Source organism: Fibrobacterota bacterium (genome assembly GCA_019509785.1).
Classification (GTDB): domain Bacteria; phylum Fibrobacterota; class Fibrobacteria; order UBA11236; family UBA11236; genus Chersky-265.
This window is the reverse complement of sequence record JAEKLQ010000032.1, coordinates 67,682-90,106: the sequence shown is the minus strand read 5'-3', so window position 1 is coordinate 90,106 and position 22,425 is coordinate 67,682. Positions and strand designations below refer to the sequence as shown.

At 61.9% G+C, this 22,425-nt stretch carries 21 protein-coding genes; 8 read left to right on the top strand and 13 right to left on the bottom strand.

What is annotated here, in order from left to right; all coding sequences use genetic code 11:
* Positions 1-16: 16 nt before the first annotated feature.
* Both flgB and JF616_08315 read right to left on the bottom strand, forming a co-directional pair.
* Complete coding sequence (gene flgB, locus JF616_08320) at positions 17-439, bottom strand: flagellar basal body rod protein FlgB (GenBank protein MBW8887747.1); 423 nt, start codon at positions 437-439, stop codon at positions 17-19.
* 193 nt (positions 440-632) lie between these two features.
* Positions 633-1,778: a hypothetical protein gene (locus tag JF616_08315; protein ID MBW8887746.1), complete on the bottom strand. Its 1,146-nt coding sequence runs from the start codon at positions 1,776-1,778 to the stop codon at positions 633-635.
* 88 nt (positions 1,779-1,866) lie between these two features.
* Between JF616_08315 and JF616_08310 the strand changes: the two genes are divergently transcribed.
* The 5 genes from JF616_08310 (at position 1,867) to JF616_08290 (ending at position 8,512) form a co-directional block, all read left to right on the top strand.
* Positions 1,867-2,754, top strand: a complete 888-nt coding sequence (locus JF616_08310; GenBank protein MBW8887745.1) for an LOG family protein — start codon at positions 1,867-1,869, stop codon at positions 2,752-2,754.
* A 3-nt stretch (positions 2,755-2,757) separates the two neighbouring features.
* On the top strand, positions 2,758-3,531 hold the full coding sequence (locus JF616_08305; protein ID MBW8887744.1) for an alpha/beta fold hydrolase: 774 nt from the start codon (positions 2,758-2,760) through the stop codon (positions 3,529-3,531).
* A 116-nt stretch (positions 3,532-3,647) separates the two neighbouring features.
* A complete protein-coding gene (locus JF616_08300; GenBank protein MBW8887743.1) occupies positions 3,648-4,700 on the top strand; it encodes a sulfate/molybdate ABC transporter ATP-binding protein in 1,053 nt (350 codons plus the stop codon).
* Positions 4,701-4,860: 160 nt separating this feature from the next.
* Entirely contained in the window at positions 4,861-5,679 is an 819-nt protein-coding gene (locus JF616_08295) for a prepilin peptidase (protein ID MBW8887742.1), read from the top strand.
* A 181-nt stretch (positions 5,680-5,860) separates the two neighbouring features.
* The gene (locus JF616_08290) at positions 5,861-8,512 is read left to right on the top strand and encodes a hypothetical protein (protein MBW8887741.1); all 2,652 of its coding nucleotides are present in this window, start codon (positions 5,861-5,863) and stop codon (positions 8,510-8,512) included.
* A 55-nt stretch (positions 8,513-8,567) separates the two neighbouring features.
* On the opposite strand, the gene JF616_08285 is transcribed toward JF616_08290, so the two are convergent.
* From JF616_08285 to JF616_08260, 6 genes are all read right to left on the bottom strand, one after another.
* Positions 8,568-9,740, bottom strand: a complete 1,173-nt coding sequence (locus JF616_08285) for a YdcF family protein (protein MBW8887740.1) — start codon at positions 9,738-9,740, stop codon at positions 8,568-8,570.
* 7 nt (positions 9,741-9,747) lie between these two features.
* The gene (locus tag JF616_08280; GenBank protein MBW8887739.1) at positions 9,748-10,227 is read right to left on the bottom strand and encodes a peptidylprolyl isomerase; all 480 of its coding nucleotides are present in this window, start codon (positions 10,225-10,227) and stop codon (positions 9,748-9,750) included.
* A 65-nt stretch (positions 10,228-10,292) separates the two neighbouring features.
* A complete protein-coding gene (locus tag JF616_08275) occupies positions 10,293-10,742 on the bottom strand; it encodes a GNAT family N-acetyltransferase (protein ID MBW8887738.1) in 450 nt (149 codons plus the stop codon).
* The gene (gene tsaB, locus JF616_08270; protein ID MBW8887737.1) at positions 10,739-11,428 is read right to left on the bottom strand and encodes a tRNA (adenosine(37)-N6)-threonylcarbamoyltransferase complex dimerization subunit type 1 TsaB; all 690 of its coding nucleotides are present in this window, start codon (positions 11,426-11,428) and stop codon (positions 10,739-10,741) included. The genes JF616_08275 and tsaB overlap by 4 nt, the downstream gene beginning before the upstream one ends.
* A gap of 7 nt (positions 11,429-11,435) precedes the next feature.
* A complete protein-coding gene (locus JF616_08265) occupies positions 11,436-12,506 on the bottom strand; it encodes a D-alanine--D-alanine ligase (GenBank protein MBW8887736.1) in 1,071 nt (356 codons plus the stop codon).
* Positions 12,507-12,531: 25 nt separating this feature from the next.
* Entirely contained in the window at positions 12,532-12,738 is a 207-nt protein-coding gene (locus tag JF616_08260) for a hypothetical protein (GenBank protein ID MBW8887735.1), read from the bottom strand.
* A 67-nt stretch (positions 12,739-12,805) separates the two neighbouring features.
* Here JF616_08260 and JF616_08255 point away from each other — a divergent pair, with 67 nt between their 5' ends.
* From JF616_08255 to JF616_08245, 3 genes are all read left to right on the top strand, one after another.
* Positions 12,806-12,970 (top strand): hypothetical protein, encoded by a 165-nt coding sequence (locus JF616_08255; protein ID MBW8887734.1) that lies wholly within the window; start codon positions 12,806-12,808, stop codon positions 12,968-12,970.
* 8 nt (positions 12,971-12,978) lie between these two features.
* Complete coding sequence (locus JF616_08250; protein ID MBW8887733.1) at positions 12,979-14,475, top strand: glycosyltransferase family 9 protein; 1,497 nt, start codon at positions 12,979-12,981, stop codon at positions 14,473-14,475.
* 66 nt (positions 14,476-14,541) lie between these two features.
* Positions 14,542-15,687 carry a diguanylate cyclase gene (locus tag JF616_08245; GenBank protein MBW8887732.1) on the top strand — a complete coding sequence of 382 codons (1,146 nt, stop codon included), beginning with the start codon at positions 14,542-14,544 and terminating at the stop codon, positions 15,685-15,687.
* Here the strand turns inward: JF616_08245 and JF616_08240 are convergent.
* The 5 genes from JF616_08240 to JF616_08220 all read right to left on the bottom strand — a co-directional run bounded on the left by JF616_08240 (position 15,671) and on the right by JF616_08220 (position 22,234).
* On the bottom strand, positions 15,671-16,486 hold the full coding sequence (locus tag JF616_08240) for a glycosyltransferase family 2 protein (protein MBW8887731.1): 816 nt from the start codon (positions 16,484-16,486) through the stop codon (positions 15,671-15,673). The genes JF616_08245 and JF616_08240 overlap by 17 nt on opposite strands.
* A 106-nt stretch (positions 16,487-16,592) precedes the next feature.
* The gene (locus JF616_08235) at positions 16,593-17,735 is read right to left on the bottom strand and encodes a VWA domain-containing protein (GenBank protein ID MBW8887730.1); all 1,143 of its coding nucleotides are present in this window, start codon (positions 17,733-17,735) and stop codon (positions 16,593-16,595) included.
* Positions 17,736-17,737: 2 nt separating this feature from the next.
* Positions 17,738-19,231, bottom strand: a complete 1,494-nt coding sequence (locus JF616_08230) for a magnesium chelatase (GenBank protein MBW8887729.1) — start codon at positions 19,229-19,231, stop codon at positions 17,738-17,740.
* 62 nt (positions 19,232-19,293) lie between these two features.
* Positions 19,294-20,301 carry a UDP-glucose 4-epimerase GalE gene (gene galE, locus JF616_08225; protein ID MBW8887728.1) on the bottom strand — a complete coding sequence of 336 codons (1,008 nt, stop codon included), beginning with the start codon at positions 20,299-20,301 and terminating at the stop codon, positions 19,294-19,296.
* Between the two features lie 202 nt (positions 20,302-20,503).
* Positions 20,504-22,234 carry a SpoIIE family protein phosphatase gene (locus JF616_08220; GenBank protein ID MBW8887727.1) on the bottom strand — a complete coding sequence of 577 codons (1,731 nt, stop codon included), beginning with the start codon at positions 22,232-22,234 and terminating at the stop codon, positions 20,504-20,506.
* Between the last annotated feature and the right edge of the window lie 191 nt (positions 22,235-22,425).

Sequence of the window (22,425 nt, the reverse complement as noted above, 5' to 3'; positions counted from 1 at the left end):
ACGCTTTTACCCTCCGCTATCCCGGCTGCCCGGAAATGGCGCTCGAGATGTCGCCCTTGCGTTCCTGGATGAATTTCACCCCGTAGCTGAACAGGATCTGGTTTTCGGCCATCTTGGCGGCTTCCTCATCCACGTCCACGTTGTTGATCTCGCCCGGCAGGGTGGGATCCTGGGATCGATACGCGATCGGCCGGACCTGATCCAGATCGGGCTTGCCTATGGGCATGTGCCCCGTCTGATCGGCCGTCCCTTGCAGGCCGGCACCGTCCAGGGCCTTCTTCAAACGATCCTCGAAAGAGACCTCGATACGTTGGTAACCCGGCGTGGTGACGTTGGCCAGGTTGGCCGCGATGGCGCGGCCGCGCATGGCGCAGGCATCCAACGATTTCGCCACCGCCGCTATGGAGGTCCTTGAGAACAAGGTTTCCTTGAGGAACATGCGAGGTTTTCCTTCCGGTTGCGAAAGAAGCAACGCGCGTGCCACCGTCGGGAAAGGTTCGTGGCCGCCAAACCGCTCCGGATGCGGCATACGCGCCAGGGGAAACCGCCGGGTTACGGCAATTACGGGCGCGGCCGCGGAAGGATTTGCCTGGGAAATAAATTCCGGGGACGGGAAAAAGCTGCCGGAAGGATCAACCGGCCGCGGAACGCGGGCCCGCGGAGGGGATGCCCAAAGCCGCCCAAACTTCGCCCAAGTCCCAATCCTTGGCGCGCTTCAGGGCCACCTGCCGATGCAGCGGGGCGCAGTCATATCCGTAAGGCACGCTTTCGCGGTGGATGACCACCGCGGGCTTGTCCAGGTAATGGCAGAGGTGGGCGGGGAAACTGTTGAAGCAGAGCACGGTACCCTCGAAGGTGCGCAGGATGCGCGTGAGCCGGACGAGAGGATACATTTGCGGGACATGCCCCGTGCCGCTGCGGACCTCGAGGGCGATGTCCTCGTCCCCCGGTCCCATGATGACTTCCACGGGCCGGCCTTCCAACGCGTTCAGGATCGCCAGGACCAATCGCGAATAATCGCGCAAGCCGAAATCGCTTTTCAGCCCGGCGCTGCCGATATGGAAAAGGATTTTGCCCCGGCCCCAGGCTTCCTTCCGCGCTCCCGGATTCGCCCTGGAGTCCGTCCCGCCCGCGAAAGCCCCCGGCGGTTCCAGCGAGGCGGGGACGCCGGCGATGTCCAAGGCCTTCAGGTTTTCCTCCGCGAAGCTCCGCAAGTCGGGGAGCAACGGTACGGTGGCCGCGTAACCGCCGCGGCCGGCCTCATGGGCATGCCGGAAACCGAATGCGCGCCGGGCGCATAAGCGCGCGGCCCAATCGAAGCCGACCCGGTAAACCCCGACGCAATTGGTCAAGAGCAGATCGACTCGGCCGAAGGCCCAGGTCCAGGGCTCGCCTCCCCGGGAGATGCGCAGGGAGGGAGGCAATTCCGAAGCGAACTCGCGCGCGTACCGATCGGCGCCGCACAGGATGATTTCGGCGCGCGGATAGGCCGAGGCCAAGCGCGCCAACGGCCGCAAGGCCTGGACGAAATCGCCATAGGTACCCGCGAAAAGGTACGCGATGCGCGCGCCCTTCGGCAGCTCCGGCGCGGCCGCGGCCGGAGCCCGGGCGGGCCAGACCGAAAGCAATCCGCGCAGGCGCCAGCGCAGGACTTCCATCGTCTTTCGCGACAGGGGATCGAAGAAGCGCGCGCTGGCGCGCGCAGGGGATTGGGCCGGCACGCGCAAAGGATACCATAGGCGTCCATTCCCCCACCACGGTCGGCCGCCGGCGCGCATGGATTCCGGATCCGGGTTGCAAAAACAGGCGGAAAATTGGAAACTAGGGGGAGCAACCTCAACATTCGAAAAGGCGGGCGCGCGCATTATGGGCAAGAACGGCTTGAGCCCTTTTTCCTTCATGAATAAGGAATTCCTGCATAACAAGGATGGCCGGGCCATCCGCATCCTGGCGGAATTCCTGGAGCCGGAATACCGGTTCCGGCAATTCGGGATCGACGACACCATCGTATTCTTCGGATCGGCCCGCATCCTCTCGCGCCGGGCCGCCCAGACCAAGCTCCGCCGCCTGAAGCAAGATCCCAAGGCCAAGCCGGAAGAGTTGGCCAAGGCCGGCCGGGACCTGGAGATGTCCCGCTACTATGAAGACGCGGTCGAGCTTTCCCGGCGCCTGTCAGAATGGAACAAGAGCCAGGAGATCGCCTACGCCATCTGTTCGGGAGGCGGCCCGGGCATCATGGAGGCCGCCAACAAGGGGGCCCACCTGGCGCATGCCCCGTCCATCGGCCTCAACATCCATCTTCCTTTCGAGCAACACGCCAATCCGTATATCTCCTCGCATCTCAATTTCGAATTCCATTACTTCTTCGTCCGCAAATTCTGGTTCGTGTACATGGCCAAGGCCATCATCATGTTCCCCGGCGGCTTCGGCACTTTGGACGAAATGATGGAAGTATTGACCCTAGTGCAAACCGAGCGCATCACCAAGAAGATGGTGATCGTGCTCTACGGTTCGGATTTCTGGTCCAAGGTGATCAATTTCGACACCCTGGTCGAGACGGGAATGGTCAGCCCCCAGGACCTGGGCCTGTTCAAGATTTGCTCCACCGTGGAAGAGGCCTATGCCTACGTGACCGGGCATCTCGATACCAGCGCGAACCCGGCGAAGTCGAACGGGGCGTCCCCTAAGGCGAAGCGGGCCGCGGCGAAAAAGAGCGCGGCGCCGCGGAAGAAAAAGACGAGCGGGAAAGGCTAGGCCTTGCCGGTAACCGGGGTGATACGGGGGGCCGAGCCCTTCGCGTTCGGGGAAGGCCCGGACGGGATCCTGTTCTTGCACGGATGGACCTCTTCCCCGCGGGAATTGCGTTTCCTGGCGGAACGGATCGCCCCCCTGGGTTTCCGGTGCGAAGGGCCCCTGCTCAAGGGACACGGGACCAACCTCGCGGACCTGGCCCCGACGCGCTTCGCCGAATACCTGTCCGACAGCGAAGCCGCCTATTCCGCCCTCGCATCGCGCCATGCGCGCGTTTTCGTCTGCGGGCTTTCCATGGGCGGCCTGTTGTCCCTCCACCTGGCGCGCAAGTTCCCGGTCGCCGGCATGTTGCTGATCGCGCCCTTCCTGTTGCCCGCCGGGAAAACCTTGGGACTCCCCAACCGATGGCTCATCGGCCGCGTTCCCCTGCCCGCGACCTTAGCCAAAGGCAAGGACGGCCCCATCCTCGATCCCGAAGGACGGTCCGGGCATATCGCTTACGGCGGCATGCCTTCGGCCTCGATGGTGAGCGTGGTCGTGGCCGCGCGGGCATTGCCGGAATCGTTGCCTTTGATAAAAGCGCCCGCCCTGGTGTTCCACTCCGTCCGGGACCGCACGAGCGATTTCCGCGGCAGCCAATTGCTGATCGAAAAGCTGGGCAGCGAGGACAAGGCCTTGGTGGCGTTCAATAATGGGAACCACGTGCTCACCTTGGATTTTCCGCGGGCGCATCTGGAAGCCGAAGCCTTGGCTTGGTTGGATCGCCGCCGCACCCGTTAATCCACCCCGCTTCCCCTTACGCCCCGGGCTTTGTTTCCGAGCCTTTGCCTAGCCCTATTGACGGTCGGAAGCGCCTTGCCTATTATTCCGGTAGGTTTGATAGGATAACCCCATTTATGCAGATTTCCATCCGCAACGTGGTCAAACGGTTCGAGGGCACCCAGGCCCTGAACTCGGTTTCCTTGGAAGTACCGGACGGCGAGTTGGTGGCTCTTCTGGGCCCCTCGGGCTGCGGTAAAACCACCTTGCTCCGGATCATCGCGGGACTGGAGACGCCGGACGAGGGCGAAGTATTGTTCGGCGAGACCGATTCGGCCAGCCTCAACGTGCGCGATCGCGGGGTGGGATTCGTCTTCCAGCATTACGCCCTTTTCAAGCACATGACGGTGACGGAGAACATCGCGTTCCCGCTCATGATCCAGAAGCGGCCCAAGGCGGAGATCGAGCGGCGCGTGGACGAATTGCTCGACCTGATCCAATTGCGCGGGATCGGCAAGCGCTTTCCCTCTCAGCTTTCGGGCGGGCAAAAGCAGCGCGTGGCGCTGGCCCGCGCGTTGGCCGCGCGCCCGCGGGTGATGCTGCTGGACGAGCCCTTCGGCGCTTTGGATGCGCAGGTGCGTCAGGATCTGCGCCGCTGGTTGCGCAACCTTCACGATGAGCTGAAGATGACCAGCGTGTTCGTGACCCATGATCAGGACGAGGCTTTCGAAGTGGCCGACCGCGTGGTGATCATGAACCGTGGACGGGTGGAGCAGATCGGTTCCCCCGAGGAAATCTTCCACCATCCCGCCAACGGCTTCGTGATGAACTTCCTCGGGAACGTGAACATCTTCCATAGCCGCATCGAACATGGGGGCGGAATGGGCCAATTGGATCTGGTTCGGCCGGGACAAGCCCCGGCGGATAGCGGCGCCACTTCCGTATACGTCCGCCCGCATGAACTCACCTTGCATCGCGAACGCGAAGGGTCCAACCCCATCGAGGGCCGGGTGATCCACGTGCGCACCATCGGCCTTTCCGTGCGCGTCAGCCTGGCCACCGTAACCGGTCCCGAAATCCAGGTCGAACTTCCCCAGGCCGAGTTCCAAACCCTGGGACTACGTAAAGGGGACACCGCTTTCGCCGTGCCGAAGGGGGCCAAGGTGTTCAACGATGACTATACGATTTGACCAGCGCCATTCGATGTGGGACAATCGAGGGTAAAGGGTAAAGGGTAAAGGGTAAAGGGTAAAGGGTAAAGGGTTTAAGGTATAAGGTTCGACTCAACTCATTCCGTACCCTTAACCCTTAACCCTTAACCCTTAACCCTTAACCCTAATCAGACGAAGAATGGAAAACCTGCTGGTCCCTCTCCCCCCTCCCATCCTCATCCTCCTCGCGGGCATTTTCGGTCTCATGGCCGGCTCATTCTTCAACGTCGTCATTTACCGCATGCCTCGCGGCGAATCGGTGGTTTGGCCGCCCTCCAAGTGCCAAAGTTGCGGATACCGCATCCCCTCCTATCTGAACATCCCGGTGTTCGCATGGATATTCCTGGGCGGCAAATGCAAATCCTGTCGAGCCCCTATCAGCGCCCAGTACCCGCTCATCGAGGCCCTCACGGGCCTGGTGGCCGCCGCCCTGGCCGGCTTCTTCGTCTATGCGCTTCCCGACTCCGACCTGGATTTCCGGATCGGATTCTCATACCTGGTGCTCGCCTCCATCCCCATCTTCGTGATCGATTTCCGCCACTTCCTCATCCCCGACATGCTGACCTATCCCGGCATCGTTCTGGGCCTTGGAATAAGCTTTCTCCCCGGCGGCATCGGCCTGATGCAAAGCCTGATCGGGGCGGCCGGCGCCGGCGGCCTCCTTTGGTTCATCGGATTCGCGGCCTCGCTCGTCCTGAAAAAAGAAGCCATGGGATTGGGGGACGTTAAGTTGGTGGCTATGACGGGGGCGCTGTTCGGGATCAAAACCGCCTTGTTCGGGCTCATCTTCGCTTCGGTTTTGGGATGCCTGGTCGGCGTTCCCATGCTTTGGCTGCGCCGTCTCAACGAAAGCCGGCATATCCCTTTCGGCCCGTACATCTGCGTGGGGACGGCCCTGGCGGCCTTCTTCGCCGCTCCCGTCCTCGCTTGGTATTTGAATCTGGTTATGCCGCGCTAGCTGCCGATCGCGCGCAGGTAACCCCGGCGTTATTCCCCCCGAGCCCACCGCGAAGCGCTTGGCCGCGAAGGCCCTAATAGCGCCAATTCCGGGGGATTTTACTATCTTCCTCACCCTTATTCCTGGTTCGCGTCCGCCTTTTCGGGATGGACGCGCTCGGAATCGCCTTGCCGGGAGGGTTATGGCTACCATCGTTAAACTGGACGGGACCTGGGAATTCAGCTTTGACCCCGTGGATGCGGGGCTCATCGATCAATGGTACCGGAAGAAACCCGCCAGCGTTAAGAAGGTCGCCCTCCCCCATGTCTGGGGCTTGGAGGCGAACGACGAAGACGCCCACATCGCGTATTATTTCAAGGAATTCCAGGTCGATAAGAAGGAGTCGCCCAAGCGCTTCTTCATCCGTTTCGGATCGATCCAGCATCAGGCGCAAGTTTGGCTGAACGGGGAGGATTTGGGGACCCATCTGGGCGGGCATTACCCTTTCGAGATGGATGGCTCCAAAGCGGTGAAGATCGGGGAAAACAACTTCCTGGTCATCCGCGTGCAGGTCCTCGATCGCCAGGGCAAGATCGGGGAATACACCGGATCGGAATTGGCCCTGGGCGGCCCGTACCATCGCGGCCCGTTCGCCGGCATCACGGGCGATGTCAATCTCTACATGGTCGGCAAAGCCGGCATCCGCTCGCTCAACTGTTTCCCCGACTTCGAAGCCGACCGCGTCACCGTCGAGGCCAAGTTCTGGAACCCCAAGAATTTCCAGGCCGATCTCACCTTCGAGATCACCAGCCCGGACGGGGAAGCCGGCATCGTCCAGAAAAGCCTGAAGCTCGAAAAAGAGAACGGCATTTTCAGCCTTACCCTGCAGTTGGAGGGCGGCAAGGTTGAAAAAGGCTCCTTCAAGCGCAACCATCATCCGGTCAAGATCAAGGGCGTGACCTATCCCTGGTTCTTCCCTTTCTTGCACGGCGCCCCTCCGCCCGACTTCGATCTCCGTAAGGAGCTCACCTCCATCAAGGAGAGTGGCTTCAACCTCCTGCGCTCCGGCGGCGCGCCCTTGCCGAAGGAAGCGTTGGACATCTGCGATGAGATCGGGATGCTGGTTCTGCAAGAGACCACCTGTTTCAACCAGAAGTCCAGCAAAGAAGGGTTGGAAAACCTCAAGTCGCAGATCCAGACCTTGATCGACCAAGAAGGATACCATCCCAGCATTTTCGGTTGGGTGATTGGTTCCGAGAACGGTTCCATGGTGCTGGAGAACGGCAACAAGCTGCTGCGCTACGCGGCGGAGCTGGATCCCACCCGTCCCGTATTCAGCAACCTTTGCTCGGTGAACATGGATAGCATGGGCGGGGGCAAAATCGATTTGGGCAAGGTGTACGAGCCCATCGCGGCGGCCATCAGCCCGTTCGAATCGCATCGCCTGAAGATCGGCTTCCCGGTCTCCCTGCGGACCTATTCCATGCTGGCCAGCTATTGCTCGTCCAAGGACGGCAAATCGGTGACCGATGGCATCCACGGCAGCAAGTCGTTCTGGGAACGGTACAACTACCTGAAGGACGATCTCGACGGCAAGGTGCTGGTGGACGGCTTGGGAGTGTCATCTCCCGAAGGCTTGCAGGAGCAATTGGATGCGTCCAAGAAGTTCTCCTCCCATCCCGAATACAAGGACGTCCAGAAGCTGAACCAGGAGCTGGCCCACCTGCTCAAGGAAAAACAGCTGCTCGGCCTGTTCAAGGACGCGGAGACCTTCTGGAAAGAGGCTTCGGCGGTGGCCCGCCAGGGCTTGTCCAAGCAAATCGAGGCGCTCCTCATCAACCCGCAGGTTTCCGGATTCATCCTGGATGCCTGGGGCGATTACGGCATCCATATGGATGGCCTGGTCGATTGGCAGCGCAAGCCCAAGGCCATCTTCGATACCGTGCGGAAGGTCAATCGGCCCATCCACGTCATCGCGGAAGCCGAGGATCGCACGCCTTACATCGGCACTTCGGCGGCCATCAAGATCCATATGGTCAACGACGGTCATCTCGGCGACTACGGCCTGCTGCTGCGCGTAAAAGGCCCCAACGGGCGCATCTGGCATCAGGAAAGCCTGCCCGGCAAAGCCAAGGCCGGCGTGAACCTGGTGGGCCGCTTCAAGTTCCCGGTCGGCTTCGAGAAGGGCCGCTTCACCTTCGATCTGAACCTTTCCAAGAACAACAAGGAAATGGCGCGCACCGAAGAAGTATTCCTGGTGCCCCCGGAAACCAAGTTGGAGATCCCGCTGAAGCAGGTGAGCGTCTTGGGTAACTTCCCCGATACGGTGGCCAGCTTCACCACGCCCGATGCCGCCATCTCGGTGGTTTCCGACCTTTCCACCTTGGTGGAAGGCTCCATCCGCAAGCGCTTCGAGCGCGCCTTGGCGGGAGGCACCATCATCCTGGGCAACGTATCCGAAGAGGACGCGCGCCTTCTCAATGGCATGAAGGTTCTGCCTTTCGAGTTGACGGTATTCCGCAGTTCGGGGAGCCAGTTCGGCAGCTTCCATTACGCGCTAAGCGGGCCCGAGTTCAAGGACCTGCCCTCGAATTGCATCCTCGATCAGACCTACGCCGACGTGATGCCGTATTGGAGCCTGGAGGCTTTGCCGAACTCGACCGTGGGCGCGGGCAGCATCAGCCTGGTTCCCGAAAGCGGCAAGTCCCGCCTGCGCTGGGGGGCGGATCTGCTCACCGTCCCGCTAGGCAAGGGTAAGGCGATCTTCTGCCAGTTCGATATCTTCGGGAAGCTGGGCAAGAACGCGCTGGCGGACGCCCTGTTCGCCAATCTGATCACGGCCGCGGCCAAGTAACATCCGCGTTACGTAGCGGCTCCTACCCGGGAAACCGGGCGGGAGCCGCGCCGCTTCAGCTCTTCTTCTTGGATTTTTCCGGCTTTTTCTCTTCGTGCTTAGGCTGGGTTTTCGATCCGGAAGCCGTGGGTTTTTTGGCGGCATGGGCCGGCGCCTTTTTAGCCTCCGTTTCCTTGGCGGCTTCGCGGGCCGATACCGTTGAAGCGGGAGTCGCCGTGGCCGCAGGGGTCGCTTTGCTTTCCGTCCGCTGGTTTTCCGTCCGCTGGGTTTCCATCCCGGTCCTGACGGCTTCGCCGGTCCGCGTCCCTTCGGCGCCTAAGGTATCTTTGGAGGCCCCTTGCGCCGAATCCTTGCGGACCCGGGTGGAATCGGTACCTTCGATCCCGCGACGCTCCGCCTTCAGGCTATCCCCCGCCCCTTCTTTGGGGGCATCCTTACCAGTCGGTTTTTCCGCGGCAGCGCGGGCAGCGCTATCCGCAGTCGCGTGGGACGCTTTTTCGACGGCGGCCGCGGGCATCGCGAAACCCGCCGAGGTGGCCGACGGATCCGGAGTCAGGCCCTGGTATTCCGCTTTTCCCAATTCCGGCTTCTCGCTCCATAGCTCGTAGGCCGTGAAGAATGTCTTGATCCATTCGTTGAACCAGAGCTTCCGGCTTTCGCGGTTCGACCACCACGCATTGGGGTCATAAAGGTGGTAGTCGGCGGAAGCCAACAGCACCACCGGATAGCCTTGGGCCAGCTTGCGGAAGATCCGGCGGGTGCGGGCGGTGTGGAAGCTGGAGGTGACCACGAGTACGGTATCCAGATTCTGCAAGCGGAACTGGCGCACCAACTGGCGGGCTTCCTGCTGGGTGGAATAGGTATCCTGGCGGAATTCGAAAACGCGTTCGCGGGGAACGCCCTGTTGCACCGCGTACTCGGACATGAATTCGCTTTGGTAGCGGTTCTTGAAAATGCGGCAGCCGGAAAGGATAAGGGTGTCCACCTTGCCTTCCTGGAAAAGCCGGATGGCGGCATCGGTCCGTTCGCAATCCCGGGATTCTCCTGCCAGAACCAGGGCCCATTTGACGTGGTCGAAGGCGTCCTCGTGGACCAGCCAACGGCCCGAACGCCAGAGGCAAACCCCGCCCACGCTCAAGAACACGGCTCCGGCGAACCAGACCCATAGGGTCCAGTGCCGCAACAGTTCGGAACGGGCTCTGGGCGGGGTACGTGGCCTTATGGGCAAGGCGTTCTCACTCCTCGACGACCTTGACGGTTATAGCGACCGGTTCCAGGGGGTTGTCGCGATGATCGGTCTCTTCGGCCACGATCTTATCCACCACGTCCAGGCCGTCTACCACCTTGCCGAAGGCGGAATACTGGTTGTCGAGATGGGAGGAATCGGCCACCACGATGAAGAATTGCGAGGATGCGGAATTCGGGCTGGCCGAACGGGCCATGGATACGACGCCGCGCGCGTGGGGAGTCTTGGAGAACTCCGCTTTCACGTTCTTTCCCGAACCGCCGGTGCCATGCAACTGCTTGTCCGGGTTCTTGCTGTTGGGATCGCCGCCTTGGATCATGAAGTCCGGGATCACGCGGTGGAACAGCGTTCCATCGTAGAAGCCCTGCTTCGCGAGCTCGACGAAATTCTTGACGTGGTTAGGCGCCACTTCGGGAAGGAATTCGAGGGTGATATCGCCGTGGCGGGTGGTAATGATGGCCTTGGTCATGAGTGCTCCAAATCGGATGTGCATCCGCCCTCCGGCGGAGCCGACAATCTAGCATTTTCGGGTGCTTACACGGCCAACGACAACAGGAGCGCCGTCTCCCCGTTGTCGCGGTAATATCGGGGCCGCCGACCCATCTCGGCGAAGCCCCAGCGGGCGTAAAAGGCGCGCGCGCGCGCATTGCCTTCCCGCACTTCCAGATGTACCGTGCGCGCCCCCGATGCGACCGCCCAGGCCAGGAATGCCCGCATCAGTTCCGATCCTACGCCCGTTCCGCGATGGGACTCTTCCACGGCGATGGATTGCAGCTCGGCCTCATCGGCGGCGGACGAAGCGCAGAGGAAACCCTGCACGACGGGATCGGCCCAGACCCAGGCCCGCGTCCCGGAGCCGGCATTGGCGTCCAGGTAGACCTCGAATTCGGGCGCGCCCCAGGGCACGGGATTGGCGGCCGCTTCGATATCGAGGACGGCCGGGAGATCGGCGCGCGTCATAGGTCGCACGCGGGTTACCGTCACGGGGACGTTTCCCCTCCGGGGCCCGGTCCCCTTTTTCCGGCCTTCACGCCCAACAGCCCCGCCTTCAGCTTGTCCTCGGCTGCCGAAGCGGCCAGATAATTGGGGCGCAGGGTCCCCGCGGGAGCCGGCGCGGCGGCCAACGCCAATGCCGCCAGGCGCCCGAAGTCCAAGCGTTCTTCGGCCGCCAGCACCAGGCCGAACGCGGCTTCCAGGCGCTCGCGCTCCGGTATCGATCCGGAGATCGCCAGGGCTGCGTCCGGGCTTCCCAGGCCCAATAATTCGTCCGTGGAGAGCAAAGCCTCTTCCCCGCCCCGGATCCGGACGTACCATTTGCCCGCATTGGCCGCGATGGCGGATGCGCCCGGCCGATCCGGAGGCAGGCAGGTTTCCACGGCGGCCAAGGAGGAGAAGGGATACAAGGGCAGCCGTCGCGGGAAAGCCAGGCCCTGGGCCAATGCGCCGCATACGCGGATGCCCGTGAAGCTTCCGGGCCCGACGCCCACTCCCAAGGCGGCCAAATCGCCGGGCGCCATTCCCGCTTCCCCCAGGCATTCATCGATGAGGGCATGGGCATTCTCGCCGCGGGTCCCTTGGGGACGGATGCGGGAGGCGGCAACGCGCGATCCGTCCCACAGCCCCACGTATAAGGCAGAGGAAAGATCGAGGATGAGCAGTGGCGCCGGCATGGGAGCTCTAACGCTTCCGCGCCAAGCTCTCTTCGATGACCTTGGTCAACAAGCCGGAGTAACTCAAGCCGGCATGGGCGGCGGCCTGGGGCAATAGCGAAGTGGGGGTGAACCCGGGCAGGTTATTGGTTTCCAGCACGAAGAGGTTGTCCGGGCCCGGGCGGTTTTCCGCGTAGATGAAATCCGTTCGGCTATAGACGGAGAGTTGCAGGATCTCATGGGCCTTGCGGGCGATGGACTGCATGCGTGCGATGATTTCGGCCGGGAACTGCGCCGGCGTAATCTCCTCCGTGCGGCCGGGTTGGTATTTGGCTTCGAAATTGAAATAGCCATCCTTGACCGGGCGGATTTCCGTGGGGGCCAAGGGCTGGAAATTGGCGAGCACCCCGCAGGTGCCTTCGCGGCCCGCGATGAACTCCTCCGCCAAAAGGCGTTCGGCATCGGCGCCCAGGCTTTCCAGCAGTTTTTCCAATCCGGCCGCGTCGCGGGCGATGCCCATGCCGATGCTCGAACCGCCCAGGGGATGCTTGATCACGAGGGGATATCCGAATTCCTTCTCGAGCGACGCCCGCACGGAGGGAAGCTTCCCGGCCAAATCGGATTTCTCCAGTACGCGATATCGCGCGGTGGGGATGCCCGCGGCCTGATAAAGCCGCTTGGCGGTGATTTTGTCCATCGCCAGGGCCGAACCTAGGCTGCCGCTTCCGGTATAGGCTTGGCCCGACAATTCGAAAAACGCCTGCAAGCGGCCGTCTTCGCCGCCCACGCCGTGCAAGCCGATCAACATGACGTCGCAGCGAGGATAGGATTCGAACCGCGGGAACCGCACGCGATGCCACCCCGCGGGCGGCGCGGCCAGGCAGGCGGCGGCCTTCTCGGGCGAATCGATGCCGTAATTCCCGGCCCCGTCCTTGGGCTCGGGCCAGATCCACTCGTTGTCCCGGGAGATGAGGATGGGGAAACCGGCGTAGCGGGCGCCGTCCAGATTCTTGAGCATCCCGGTTCCCGATACCAGGGAGACGGGATGCTCGGGCGAAATGCCGCCCATCAAAACGCCGACTGTTTGCTTCGAGGCCATGAAGGATCCTTAACCTATCGCGTCGTCAGATTTCCAGGATGTTGCCCAGGGGATTTTCCGCGTCTTGGAAATCCTCCTTGAAATAGCTGTAGCCCTCGTTGTCCTTGGAGTAGCCTTGGCTTACGAATTGATTGAAGAAGAAGCGCAGCGCCGATTCGCGGGAATCCATTTCCACCAACTGATGGATCAAAGATGGCTTGGGGCTGATAAAGGCGATGGCGTATCTTGGCATGGCGGGAAAGCTAGCAAAACCCCGGCCCGCGGCTTGGGCGGCTTGCTCCGGGAGCGCTCGGTATGCCATGCTTGCGGTGATGGAACCTCCCCAAGCGGCGCGTCTGGCCCAGGCGGCCGAAGAGAAGTTGGCCAAGACCCTCCCCCTGTCCCGTGAAGAACAGCTCGCCCTGCTCGCGCGCCTCCTGGCCAAGCAAGAAACCCGGAAGGAACGGAGGTACGCGGGCCCATGAGCGGTGGAATGCTGGTCCTACTGCCCCACAATCCGGGCGACGTGGTCATGGCCCTGCAGGCCATCCGCCGCGTGAAGGCTTCCTATCCCGGCCTGCCGGTCGACTACGTAGCCTCCGAAGAATGCCGCAGCCTGGTCGAAGGAAATCCGCTGCTGCGGCAAGCGTTCGTCATCCCGCGCCGGGCCATGCGGGCGCATTGGGACGCCGGCGATGATGCGGGACTTCGATCCGCATTGGAAGAGTTTATCGCGGCGTTACGCGCAACACGTTACGTTCTATCCGCCAACTTGTACCAGGAACGCGCCGGCGGCTTGCTGCATAGCCAAGTGGACGCGGAAAGGAAGATCGGCCTGGAGTTCCGGGATGACGAACGATTCCAGGTCGGCTCCCGTTGGATGGAGCATCTGTTCGCCGTACCGGTGGATCGCGCGGGCAACCCTTTCCATGCGGTCGATCTCTACGCCCGGGCCATGCTGCGCGCCTTGGCCGGGAACGCCACCCCGCCCCCGCCCATGCAGGCCGTCCTTTCCGCCAACGTGCTTCCGCCCTTGATCCGGCCGGAAGCCGCCCGGGATTTGGTTCCCGGGGAATACCTGGCTTTCCACCCGGGTTCGGCTTGGCCCGGCAAATGCTGGCCGGAGTCCCATTGGACCGGTTTGCTGACGCGCTGCGCCCGCGCCGGGATGAAGGTGGCCCTGACGGGCGCTCCCGAGGAGCGTCCCTTGGCGGAACGGATCCTCGCGGCCGGCCCGCCCGAAGCCCGCGCTTGCGCCGTCGATTTGTGCGGCTCGACCTCGCTTTTGGGATCGGCCTGGGTGCACGCGCATGCCCGCCTATCGATTACCGGCGACACCGTAGCCATGCATTTGGCCGCCGCCGCCGGTACCCCCGTCCTGGCCTTGTTCGGCCCTTCCAATCCCGTGGAGACGGGCCCGTATGGCCGGGGGCATCTGGTGATCCAAACCGATGCGGCGCCCGCGCCCGATCTCGCCCTGGACCGGCCGCATGCGGGCCTGTCGCGCCTGGAACCCGGGGAAGTGGCGGCTTGGGTCCTGGAAGGGGAATTGCCCGCGGGCTTCCCCGTTTGGGAGACCGTCCGCGACGGCGAAGCCGATCGGCAAATCCTGGTCGATCGCCACCGCTGGCCGCATCCCGCCTGCGCTCGCGGCAAGGCCCTGGCCCGCGCGCTGGACGCATCCGCCGAACGGCCGGAAGGGACCTTGCCCGCCGCTCCCGCTCCGGAAGGAGCCCGTGCCGATTTGGATCACATCCTGAACGATGGGGCCAATAGGCCGGGAGGGTGGATCCCGGACCCGGGTTACCTCGCCCGATTACGATCGGCGGAGGACGCCCTGCGGGAGGAAACGCCCGTCAGCTTGGTCTGGGAAGCCTACCGCATCGCTACGAACGGCTTGGCCGCGCGCGATTTCCCCGCCCATCTCCGCGCTCGCCGGGAACGCTTCCGCCTCGCCCTGCGCGAAGAAGCGGTTCGCTCCGGCCAGTAACCGGACGCCTTCCGAGGGGCCGGCATTGCAGAACCGTCACCGGAGAGGTAAAATCACCCTAATCTGATGCTATTCGGGAATCGGGGCTGGCAAGCCACCGCTGCATATTCGTTCCTCATCGCGCTCGCCTTAGGCGGCCTTTATCTTTCCGTGCATTACGCCCCATGGGCGGCCTTCCCCATCGGAGCCGCCCTGGCCGCCTTGGCGATATGGCTGCACCGTAAGGGCGGCGATTTCCTGGTCGAACTGCAGATCCATTCGCTCAAGCAAAAACGGCTGGAGGCCAAGGCCTGGTATTTCGAGTCCGTCATCACCAATTCGGGGAACATCATTTTCACCACCGACGTCGAGCACCGCATCCTCAAGTTCAATCGGGGTTCGGAGCGTGCCTTCGGGATCTCGCAGACCGATGTGCTGGGGAAGGAAGTCCACGCCTTGTTCGCGAGTCCCGTGGAAATCTCCGCCTTGCTGGCGCGCGTGGACGAACACGGCTCGGCCGAAGCGCCCGAATTGCTCATCAAGCAGACCGATTCCGGAGAAGAGATCTGGATCTCCCTCAGCGTGACCCGCATGCTCAACCGGGACAAAGAGGTGATCGGCGAGGTTTTCAACTGCAGCAATATCACCAAGCGCAAGCAACTGGAAAGCCAGTTGCACGAGAAGAACGAACAATTGCTGCGCCTCGTGATCACGGACAGCCTCACCGGCCTATACAACGTGAGGCATTTGAATGCGGAGCTGGGCCGCCTCATCCGCGCGCAGAAGCGTTTCCCCAACCGCCCCATTTCCATCGCCCTCATCGACGTGGATAAGTTCAAGGTCTATAACGACAGCAAGGGCCATCAGGCCGGCGATCATCTCCTGGTGATGCTGGGCAACATCTTCACGAGCGAGATCCGCGCCGAGATGGATTCGGCCTACCGCTACGGCGGGGACGAGTTCGTCCTGCTCCTGCCCGATACCAAGATCGACGGCGCCAAGGTCATCTGCGATCGCATCCTGAACGCCTTCCGAAGGCTGCATGCCGAACCCACTTCGCTTTCCATCGGCATCTCGCAATACCTCCCGGGGGATGAAAACAAGGAAACCGCCCACGTGGTCAAGGAATTCCTGCAACGCGCCGACGAGGCGATGTACGCGGTGAAATGCAAAGGCGGGGATGCCATCGGGACCGAGTCGGTGAAAGCGGACGGGATCAGGGAGAGGGGTTAGCTCCCCCGGTCCGGTTCCATTTCTGCTCCCGCAATTTCAACTGCGACATTTTCCTACGGCCCAGCTTGGGCCCCAGGTACCGGTAGAAATACCAATCCAATCCGAAGGGCGGCATGTAAAGGTATAGGAAGCGTTCCCATACGTTCCAGCGCACCGACTGGCGGCTTCCGCGCCGATTGGAATGGAGGCACCAGAAAGCCGGATGGTAACGCGAGGTTCCCTGCTTGAAGACGCGGTGCATGATCTCGTGATCCAGCAGCACGTGCTCCCAAGCGGAGCCGGAGAAGCCCCCGGCCCGGCGGAAAGCATCGCTGCGGAACACCTGCCCTCCCCCGCCGGTGAGGCATTTGGTGGGGAAGAAGCGGGAGAGGATCGGCATGACGGCGCGGTACGCCAAGGCGGTAGGGCCTTGGGGCGGGGTATGCAAGTACAGCGCCATGACCGCCACCACTTCCGGCCCGGACTTCGCGAACAAACGCGCGGCGTGTTCCAGGTAACGCGGCGGATACTCGATATCGGCATCGGCGAAAGCGATCAAGTCCCCACGCACGTAGGGCTCGGCCGCGGCCAAGGCGAAAGTCTTTCCCGGGCGCGGCTCCCGCAAGAACGCAATGTCCCGGATGGGAGCCCCTTCCAATACCGCCCGGCATAGGGCCTCCGTCCCGTCGGTGGAACCGTTATCGATCAGGATCAACTGATCGGGAAGCCGGGTTTGGGATAAAAAGCAACGCAGGGTCCGCGGCAGGAACCCGGCTTCGTTGTAATAGGGGATGACGACCGTGAGGGTAGGATGGGACATAGGGCCTCCGGGAACGACCTGATGCTAGGACGCTTGGAGTAAAACCAAAGGTAACGGACCGGGCCGGTGCGGAGGAATAGGGCCGGGTCATCCCCGGCGCCAAGCCCTATCGGATCTTTCCGCGGCGATGGGCGGCGTAGTCCACGAAGATGAATTCGCCTAGTCCGTCCAGGCCCGTATAAAACGCCTGCCCGCCGGATACCTGGCTGAATTCCTCCACGAATTCCACCAGGTAAGGATCCTTGGCGATCATGAAGGTGCATACGCGGATCTTGTTCTTACGGCAGGCGCGGCCTTCGGCGAATGTCTTCTGCAAGACCAGGGGATCGAGCCCGAAGGAATTGCGGTAGAGGCGGCCCCGGTCGAATACCGCCGAGGGCTTGCCGTCGGTCACCATGAATATCTGCTTGTTGGAATTCTTTCGTTTGCGCAACAGGTTTTGCGCCAACCGCAGGCCGTCGCAGGTATTGGTATGGTAAGGCCCCACCGCCACGTGGGCAATCTTGTCCGCCGGGATTTCCTTGGCTTCGTCGCCGAAGGTGATCACGTCGAGGGTATCGCGGGGGTAATTGCGTTTGATGAATTCGGCCAGGGACATGGCCACCATCTTAGCCGGGGTGATGCGATCCTCGCCATAGAGGATCATGCTATGGCTGATGTCGATCATCAGTACGGTGGAGCAACTGGCGAGTTGCTCGCGTTCATGGACTTCGAAATCCTCTTCCGAGAGCCCCTCCGACGGTAGCCCGGACCATGCGTCCGGCAGAGAGGATCCCGCGCCCTCCTCGGCGCCCCGCCGCAAACCATTCTTCAGGGTTTCCGAAAAATCCAGATCGGCCAGCTCGTCCCCGAATGCGTAAGGACGGGTCTCCGCCTGCCGCTCGCCTCCCTTCCCCAGCTTACCCGTGTTATGGCCGCCGCGGAAGCTCTTGCCCAAGCCCTTGAAAACCCTTTCGAACACCGATTCCCGCACCGCCCGGTCTCCCGCCGGGGTAATACTGAAATCGCCGTGATCGCGCTTGATGACGCCCTTCTCTTCGAGCTCGTCGAGCATGTCCTCGAAGGTACGCTCGCGACCCAGCCAGCCCTGCCGTTCGGCGATGCGACGCAGCCACTCCAAGGCCTGCCGCGCGTCGCCGTTGCTCCGCAGGAAAAGCTGCGAGAACAGATCGACCAGGTCGGCCCCGTCCTGGCCTTCGCCTTCTCCGCCCTCCGGATCCGGTAGGGCTTGGCCATAGCGGATCTCCATCTTCAGTCCTTCAGGATGTCCGACATCATGTCGCGGTAAGTGAAGCCTTCGGAAAGGTTTTCCTTGCTCAGGCGCGAATGCAGATGCAGACCTTCGAGCAAGAACTCGAGGTGCAGCATATCGTCCGCCTTCTCCTTTTCCAGGGCCTTGGGATCCAGGGCCGCGCGCGCCGCCGCCTTGCGGATATCCGGAACCGACTCCAGGGCCTTCCGGTATTGCGCGTCCGTCATGCGATCACCCAAGGTGAGGGTATTGCCTTTTTCGAACCACGAGATGATCGGATAGTAGGGATTCTCCTCAGGCTGCTTTTCCTTCTTGTTGTAGGGATCGGCGAAGAGCTTATGGAAAACCGTCCGTACCGCCTTGCCCACCATGGCGCGGGCGATGTTGGCCGGGCCTTCCTGCTCTCCGGCGTATACCAGCTCCAGCTTGCCGGTGATGGCGGGAACCACCGCTTCCAGATCCGAAAGGCGGGCCCGCGGCGCATCTTCCCCGGTCAGCAGGCCCCGCAATTCCACCGCGCTCCCCAGGAGCTCCATGGCGGCGATGGGCAAGCGGGCGGAGACGCCGGACTTCTGGTCCACGTAATCCTTGTCCTCGCGGGCCTCGAAGGCGATTTGCTCGATGGCCAGGCGGATCAAGTCGGAAATGACGGGCTGCGGACCGGAGGTGTGGATGCGCGCTTCTTGCTTCGTGATCTCCATCGCGGCTTCGGCATTCTTCGGGTAGTGGGTGATGATCTGCGAATCGATGCGATCCTTGAGAGGCGTAATGATATTGCCCCGGTTGGTATAGTCCTCGGGATTGGCGGAAAAGGCCATCAGGATGTCCAACGGGATGCGCACCCGGAAGCTGCGGATCTGGATGTCGCGCTCTTCCATGATGTTCAGCAGGCCCACCTGGATGCGCGCTTGCAAATCGGGAAGCTCGTTGATGACGAAGATGCCCCGGTTGGTGCGCGGGATGATCCCGAACTGGATGGCGCCTTCGTGGCCGTACCCGATCTTCTGGTGGAAGGCCTTGACCGGATCGATGTCGCCGATAAGATCGGCCATGGACACGTCCGGCGTGGCCAGCTTCTCGCCGTAGCGCCTTTCGCGTCCGATCCACTCGATGGGCGTTTCGTCGCCTTGGGCGGCGATCTTTTCCTGGGCGTAGCGCGAGATGGGCGCGTACGGGTCGTCGTTGACCTCGCTGCCCGCCACGATGGGGATGCGATCGTCCAGGAAGCTCGCCAGCTGCCGCAGGATGCGGGTCTTGCCTTGCCCGCGTAATCCTAAGAGCAGGATGTCGTGCCGGGACAGGATCGCATGCGTCAATTGTTTGAGCACCGTCTCTTCGTATCCGACGATGCCGGGCATCAACGGATCCCGCAAGTCGCCATCCGACCGGCCGCGGATGCGGGCCAGCAGGTTGTCCCTCAATTCATCCTTGACCGATTTGCTGCGCCAACCCGAGCGCTTGAGATCCCCTAAGGTAGCCGGGAATTCCTTCATGCCAATCCCTTTCGCCACGGGTAAGGATTCCATCTCGCCGCGCGGCGGCCATGCAGGAGCGATTAGTTCAATCGTTCCTTGGCATTGGCTTGATAGGCCTTCCAGGTGGTTCTCAATAAAGTACCTACATCGCTGTGTTTCGCCTCCCATCCCAGCAGCTGTTTGGCCAAGCCGGCGGATGCGGTCACGGAGGGGGGATCGCCTTCGCGGCGGCCTACCATGCGGTAGGGAACGGGTTTTCCGGAGATTTCCCCGGCCATTTTCACCATTTCCATCACGGTGATGCCTGAGCCCGTCCCCAGGTTGACCACTAACCGATCGGTGCCCGCCATCAGCTTTTGCAAGGCCAGGACATGGGCGGAAGCCAAATCCTCCACATGGATATAATCGCGGATGCAGGTCCCGTCCCGGGTCGGATAGTCGTTTCCGAATACCTGGAGTTCCTTCCGCCAGCCCATGGCCGCTTCCATGATGACAGGCAACAAGTTGTTGGGGTTCTGCTCCAGGCCATTAATTTCCCCGTCGAGATCGTAACCGGCCGCGTTGAAATAGCGCAAGGCGGCGAAGCGGACGCCCTTCAGGCGCTGGTACCAATCCAGGAATCCTTCGATGGCCAATTTGGTGTAGCCGTAATAATTGGCGGGCACGGTCGGATGCTTTTCGTCCATGGGCTGGTAAACCGGATCGCCGTAGACGGCCGCGGAGGAAGAGAACACGAAGTGCTTGATGCCCGCGCGCGCGACCGCGTTCAAAAGGTTCAAGGTGCCCGTTATGTTATGGGTGGAATATTTCTCGGGTTGCAGCATGGAGTCGCCCGCGGCCTTGAGGGCGGCAAGATGGATGACCCCGTCGTAGGCGCCTTCACCGGCGGCGCCCTCCCCGGCGCAAGCTTCATCCAGGGCGCGGGAATCGAGAATGTCGCCATGCCGGAACTTCGCCCCGGGCCGCAGGTTGCCCCGTAGGCCCGAAGAAAGGTTGTCGAACACGGTAACCCGCGCGCCCGCGCGCAACAGGGCCTTGACCACATGGGAGCCTATGTATCCGGCTCCGCCGACGACGAGAACGTTCACGGAAGAAACCTCCGAAGGGTGTGGGGAGAAGATAGTTTTCTCGCGGAGTGGAGATAGTAGATGGCCGGTGGGGGTTTTAGGGTAAAGGGTAAAGGGTAAAGGGTAAAGGGTAAAGGGTAAAGGGTAAAGGGTAAAGGGCGATGCCCGGCGGCAGATTGGATTGGTCTTGATTAACCCTGTACCCTTTACCCTATACCCTTTCTTACCTGGCTTCCCGCCGCTTGATGGCGAAAATCGAGATATCGTCGAGGCTTTGCCGCCCTTCGGAGAACCGCTCCTTGTCGAGCTGCGCCTGGGCGATGGTTTCCTGGGCTCCGTGGCGGGCGAACCGGAGGATCACCTCGTCCAGGCGCTTGCGCCCGTAGAGTTCATCCTTGTTGTTGAAGCTCTCGTTGATGCCGTCGGTGTATACGAAGAGGAGATCGCCGGGGTTCAGGAAGGTCTCCTGTTCGGAATAGCTATTGTCCTCGAACATGCCCAGGAAAAAGCCCCCGCGCATCTGCAAATGCTCCAGGCTCTGGTCCGCGTGCCGGTAGATGACCGGATAGGGATGGCATACCCGGCTATAGGTCAGCTTCCCGGTGTTGAGATCGAGGATGCCCGCGAATGCGGTGAGGTAATGATCGGTATTGATGGCCGCGCATAAATCCACGTTCACGTTCATGAGGATCGCCGAGACGGAAAGGCCCGCCTTCACGTGGCGGTCGAAGGCCATCTTGGCCATCGCCGTGACCAGGGCCGCCGGGACGCCATGCCCGGAAACGTCGGTCATGAGCATGAATATGCGATCCTCGTCCAACCGGATGAAATCGTAGAAGTCGCCGGAAACCTTGCCGGTAGGCGCGTAGGCGGCCCCCACCTCGTACCCGTCCAGCTTGGGCAAGGTCTTGGGCAGCATGCCTTGCTGCACCTGCTTGGCCATGTCCAGCTCCATCTCGATCTCCTGGCGCACGCGCACCAGTTCTTGGTTCTGGACGTACAGTTCCTCGGTGCGCTCGTTGACCTTGACTTCCAGGTTGGCCGCGTCGGCGGCCAGCTTCTTCTCCATCTCCTTGAAATTGGTGACATCCGTGACGAACCATACGCGACCAATCAGGCGGCTTTGCTCATCCACGATCGGACGCGTGTAGATCTGGAAGGCGGCCGATTGCGGCAGCACCATTTCGAACAGGCCTTCGGAATGCAGCTGCGGCTCTTTCTGGATGGCGCCGTAAAAGGCCATGAACTCGTGCGGGTCCTTGAAATGGTATTGCAGCAGCTCGGCGGCGATGTCGAATTGCATGCCCGCGAACTGGCGCCAGTTCAGCCCGAATAGCTTGCCGAAGCGGGCGTTGGTGGAACGGATCACCGAGCCCTCGTCCACCAAGGCGATGCCATCCTTGGACGAGCCGATGATGGCCTTGACGCGGCTTTCGGAGAGGCGCAGATCGGTCACCTCGCTGATGCTGACGAGGCGGATGCCGTTGATGAGGGCGCTGCGGAAGTGGTAGTAGCGCTTCTCCCCGTTGGGCATGGGGATTTCCTTCTCCCACTCGCTCTCCCTGCCTTCGGGCTCGAGGTAATAATCGATGTCCCCGAAGATGGGGCGGCCGGATTGCGAGTTCACCCCCACTTCCTTGATGGGCCGGCCGATGGCCTGGGTGTGCAAGGTGCCGAGGATTTCCAACGCGTAGCTATTGATCTTCACCACGCGCATGTCGCGATCGATGTGGAGGATGCCCGACCGCCGATCGATGAAGTCCTCTTGCTTCGCCGTCTCGCTCATCTGGGCCTTGGTGGCTTGCAGCTCGTGCTGGAAATGGCCCATCTGACGCTTCAGGGTGGGGATTTCCACATCGTCCTTATACTTCAGCAAATGCTGGAGCTGGACGTTCTGCTGCCTTAGCTTATAGACTTCGGATGTGAGGTCGCCGCCGTGGGGTCCCGAATCCAAGGGAGTCTCCATTTCAAGCCCGCGTCGTATGGAAAACGGACGCTTTCCCCAAGGCCTGGGTCCCGGCCCGGGACGCGCGAATCGCGGAATTGGTCACCGTATAAGTATACAATAACCCCCACCCCGCTACAATCGCAATCCCATATCCCACCATGTCTTAGAAAAAATCCCGCGCCTAGTTCCACGGCTTT

Bases quoted from the DNA above. Each gene is read 5' to 3' on its own strand.
- flgB (MBW8887747.1), bottom strand. From the start codon at position 439: ATGTTCCTCAAGGAAACCTTGTTCTCAAGGACCTCCATAGCGGCGGTG.
- JF616_08315 (MBW8887746.1), bottom strand. From the start codon at position 1,778: ATGCGCGCCGGCGGCCGACCGTGGTGGGGGAATGGACGCCTATGGTAT.
- JF616_08310 (MBW8887745.1), top strand. From the start codon at position 1,867: ATGGGCAAGAACGGCTTGAGCCCTTTTTCCTTCATGAATAAGGAATTC.
- JF616_08300 (MBW8887743.1), top strand. From the start codon at position 3,648: ATGCAGATTTCCATCCGCAACGTGGTCAAACGGTTCGAGGGCACCCAG.
- JF616_08295 (MBW8887742.1), top strand. From the start codon at position 4,861: ATGGAAAACCTGCTGGTCCCTCTCCCCCCTCCCATCCTCATCCTCCTC.
- JF616_08290 (MBW8887741.1), top strand. From the start codon at position 5,861: ATGGCTACCATCGTTAAACTGGACGGGACCTGGGAATTCAGCTTTGAC.
- JF616_08280 (MBW8887739.1), bottom strand. From the start codon at position 10,227: ATGACCAAGGCCATCATTACCACCCGCCACGGCGATATCACCCTCGAA.
- tsaB (MBW8887737.1), bottom strand. From the start codon at position 11,428: ATGCCGGCGCCACTGCTCATCCTCGATCTTTCCTCTGCCTTATACGTG.
- JF616_08265 (MBW8887736.1), bottom strand. From the start codon at position 12,506: ATGGCCTCGAAGCAAACAGTCGGCGTTTTGATGGGCGGCATTTCGCCC.
- JF616_08260 (MBW8887735.1), bottom strand. From the start codon at position 12,738: ATGCCAAGATACGCCATCGCCTTTATCAGCCCCAAGCCATCTTTGATC.
- JF616_08255 (MBW8887734.1), top strand. From the start codon at position 12,806: ATGCTTGCGGTGATGGAACCTCCCCAAGCGGCGCGTCTGGCCCAGGCG.
- JF616_08250 (MBW8887733.1), top strand. From the start codon at position 12,979: ATGCTGGTCCTACTGCCCCACAATCCGGGCGACGTGGTCATGGCCCTG.
- JF616_08245 (MBW8887732.1), top strand. From the start codon at position 14,542: ATGCTATTCGGGAATCGGGGCTGGCAAGCCACCGCTGCATATTCGTTC.
- JF616_08240 (MBW8887731.1), bottom strand. From the start codon at position 16,486: ATGTCCCATCCTACCCTCACGGTCGTCATCCCCTATTACAACGAAGCC.
- JF616_08235 (MBW8887730.1), bottom strand. From the start codon at position 17,735: ATGGAGATCCGCTATGGCCAAGCCCTACCGGATCCGGAGGGCGGAGAA.
- JF616_08230 (MBW8887729.1), bottom strand. From the start codon at position 19,231: ATGAAGGAATTCCCGGCTACCTTAGGGGATCTCAAGCGCTCGGGTTGG.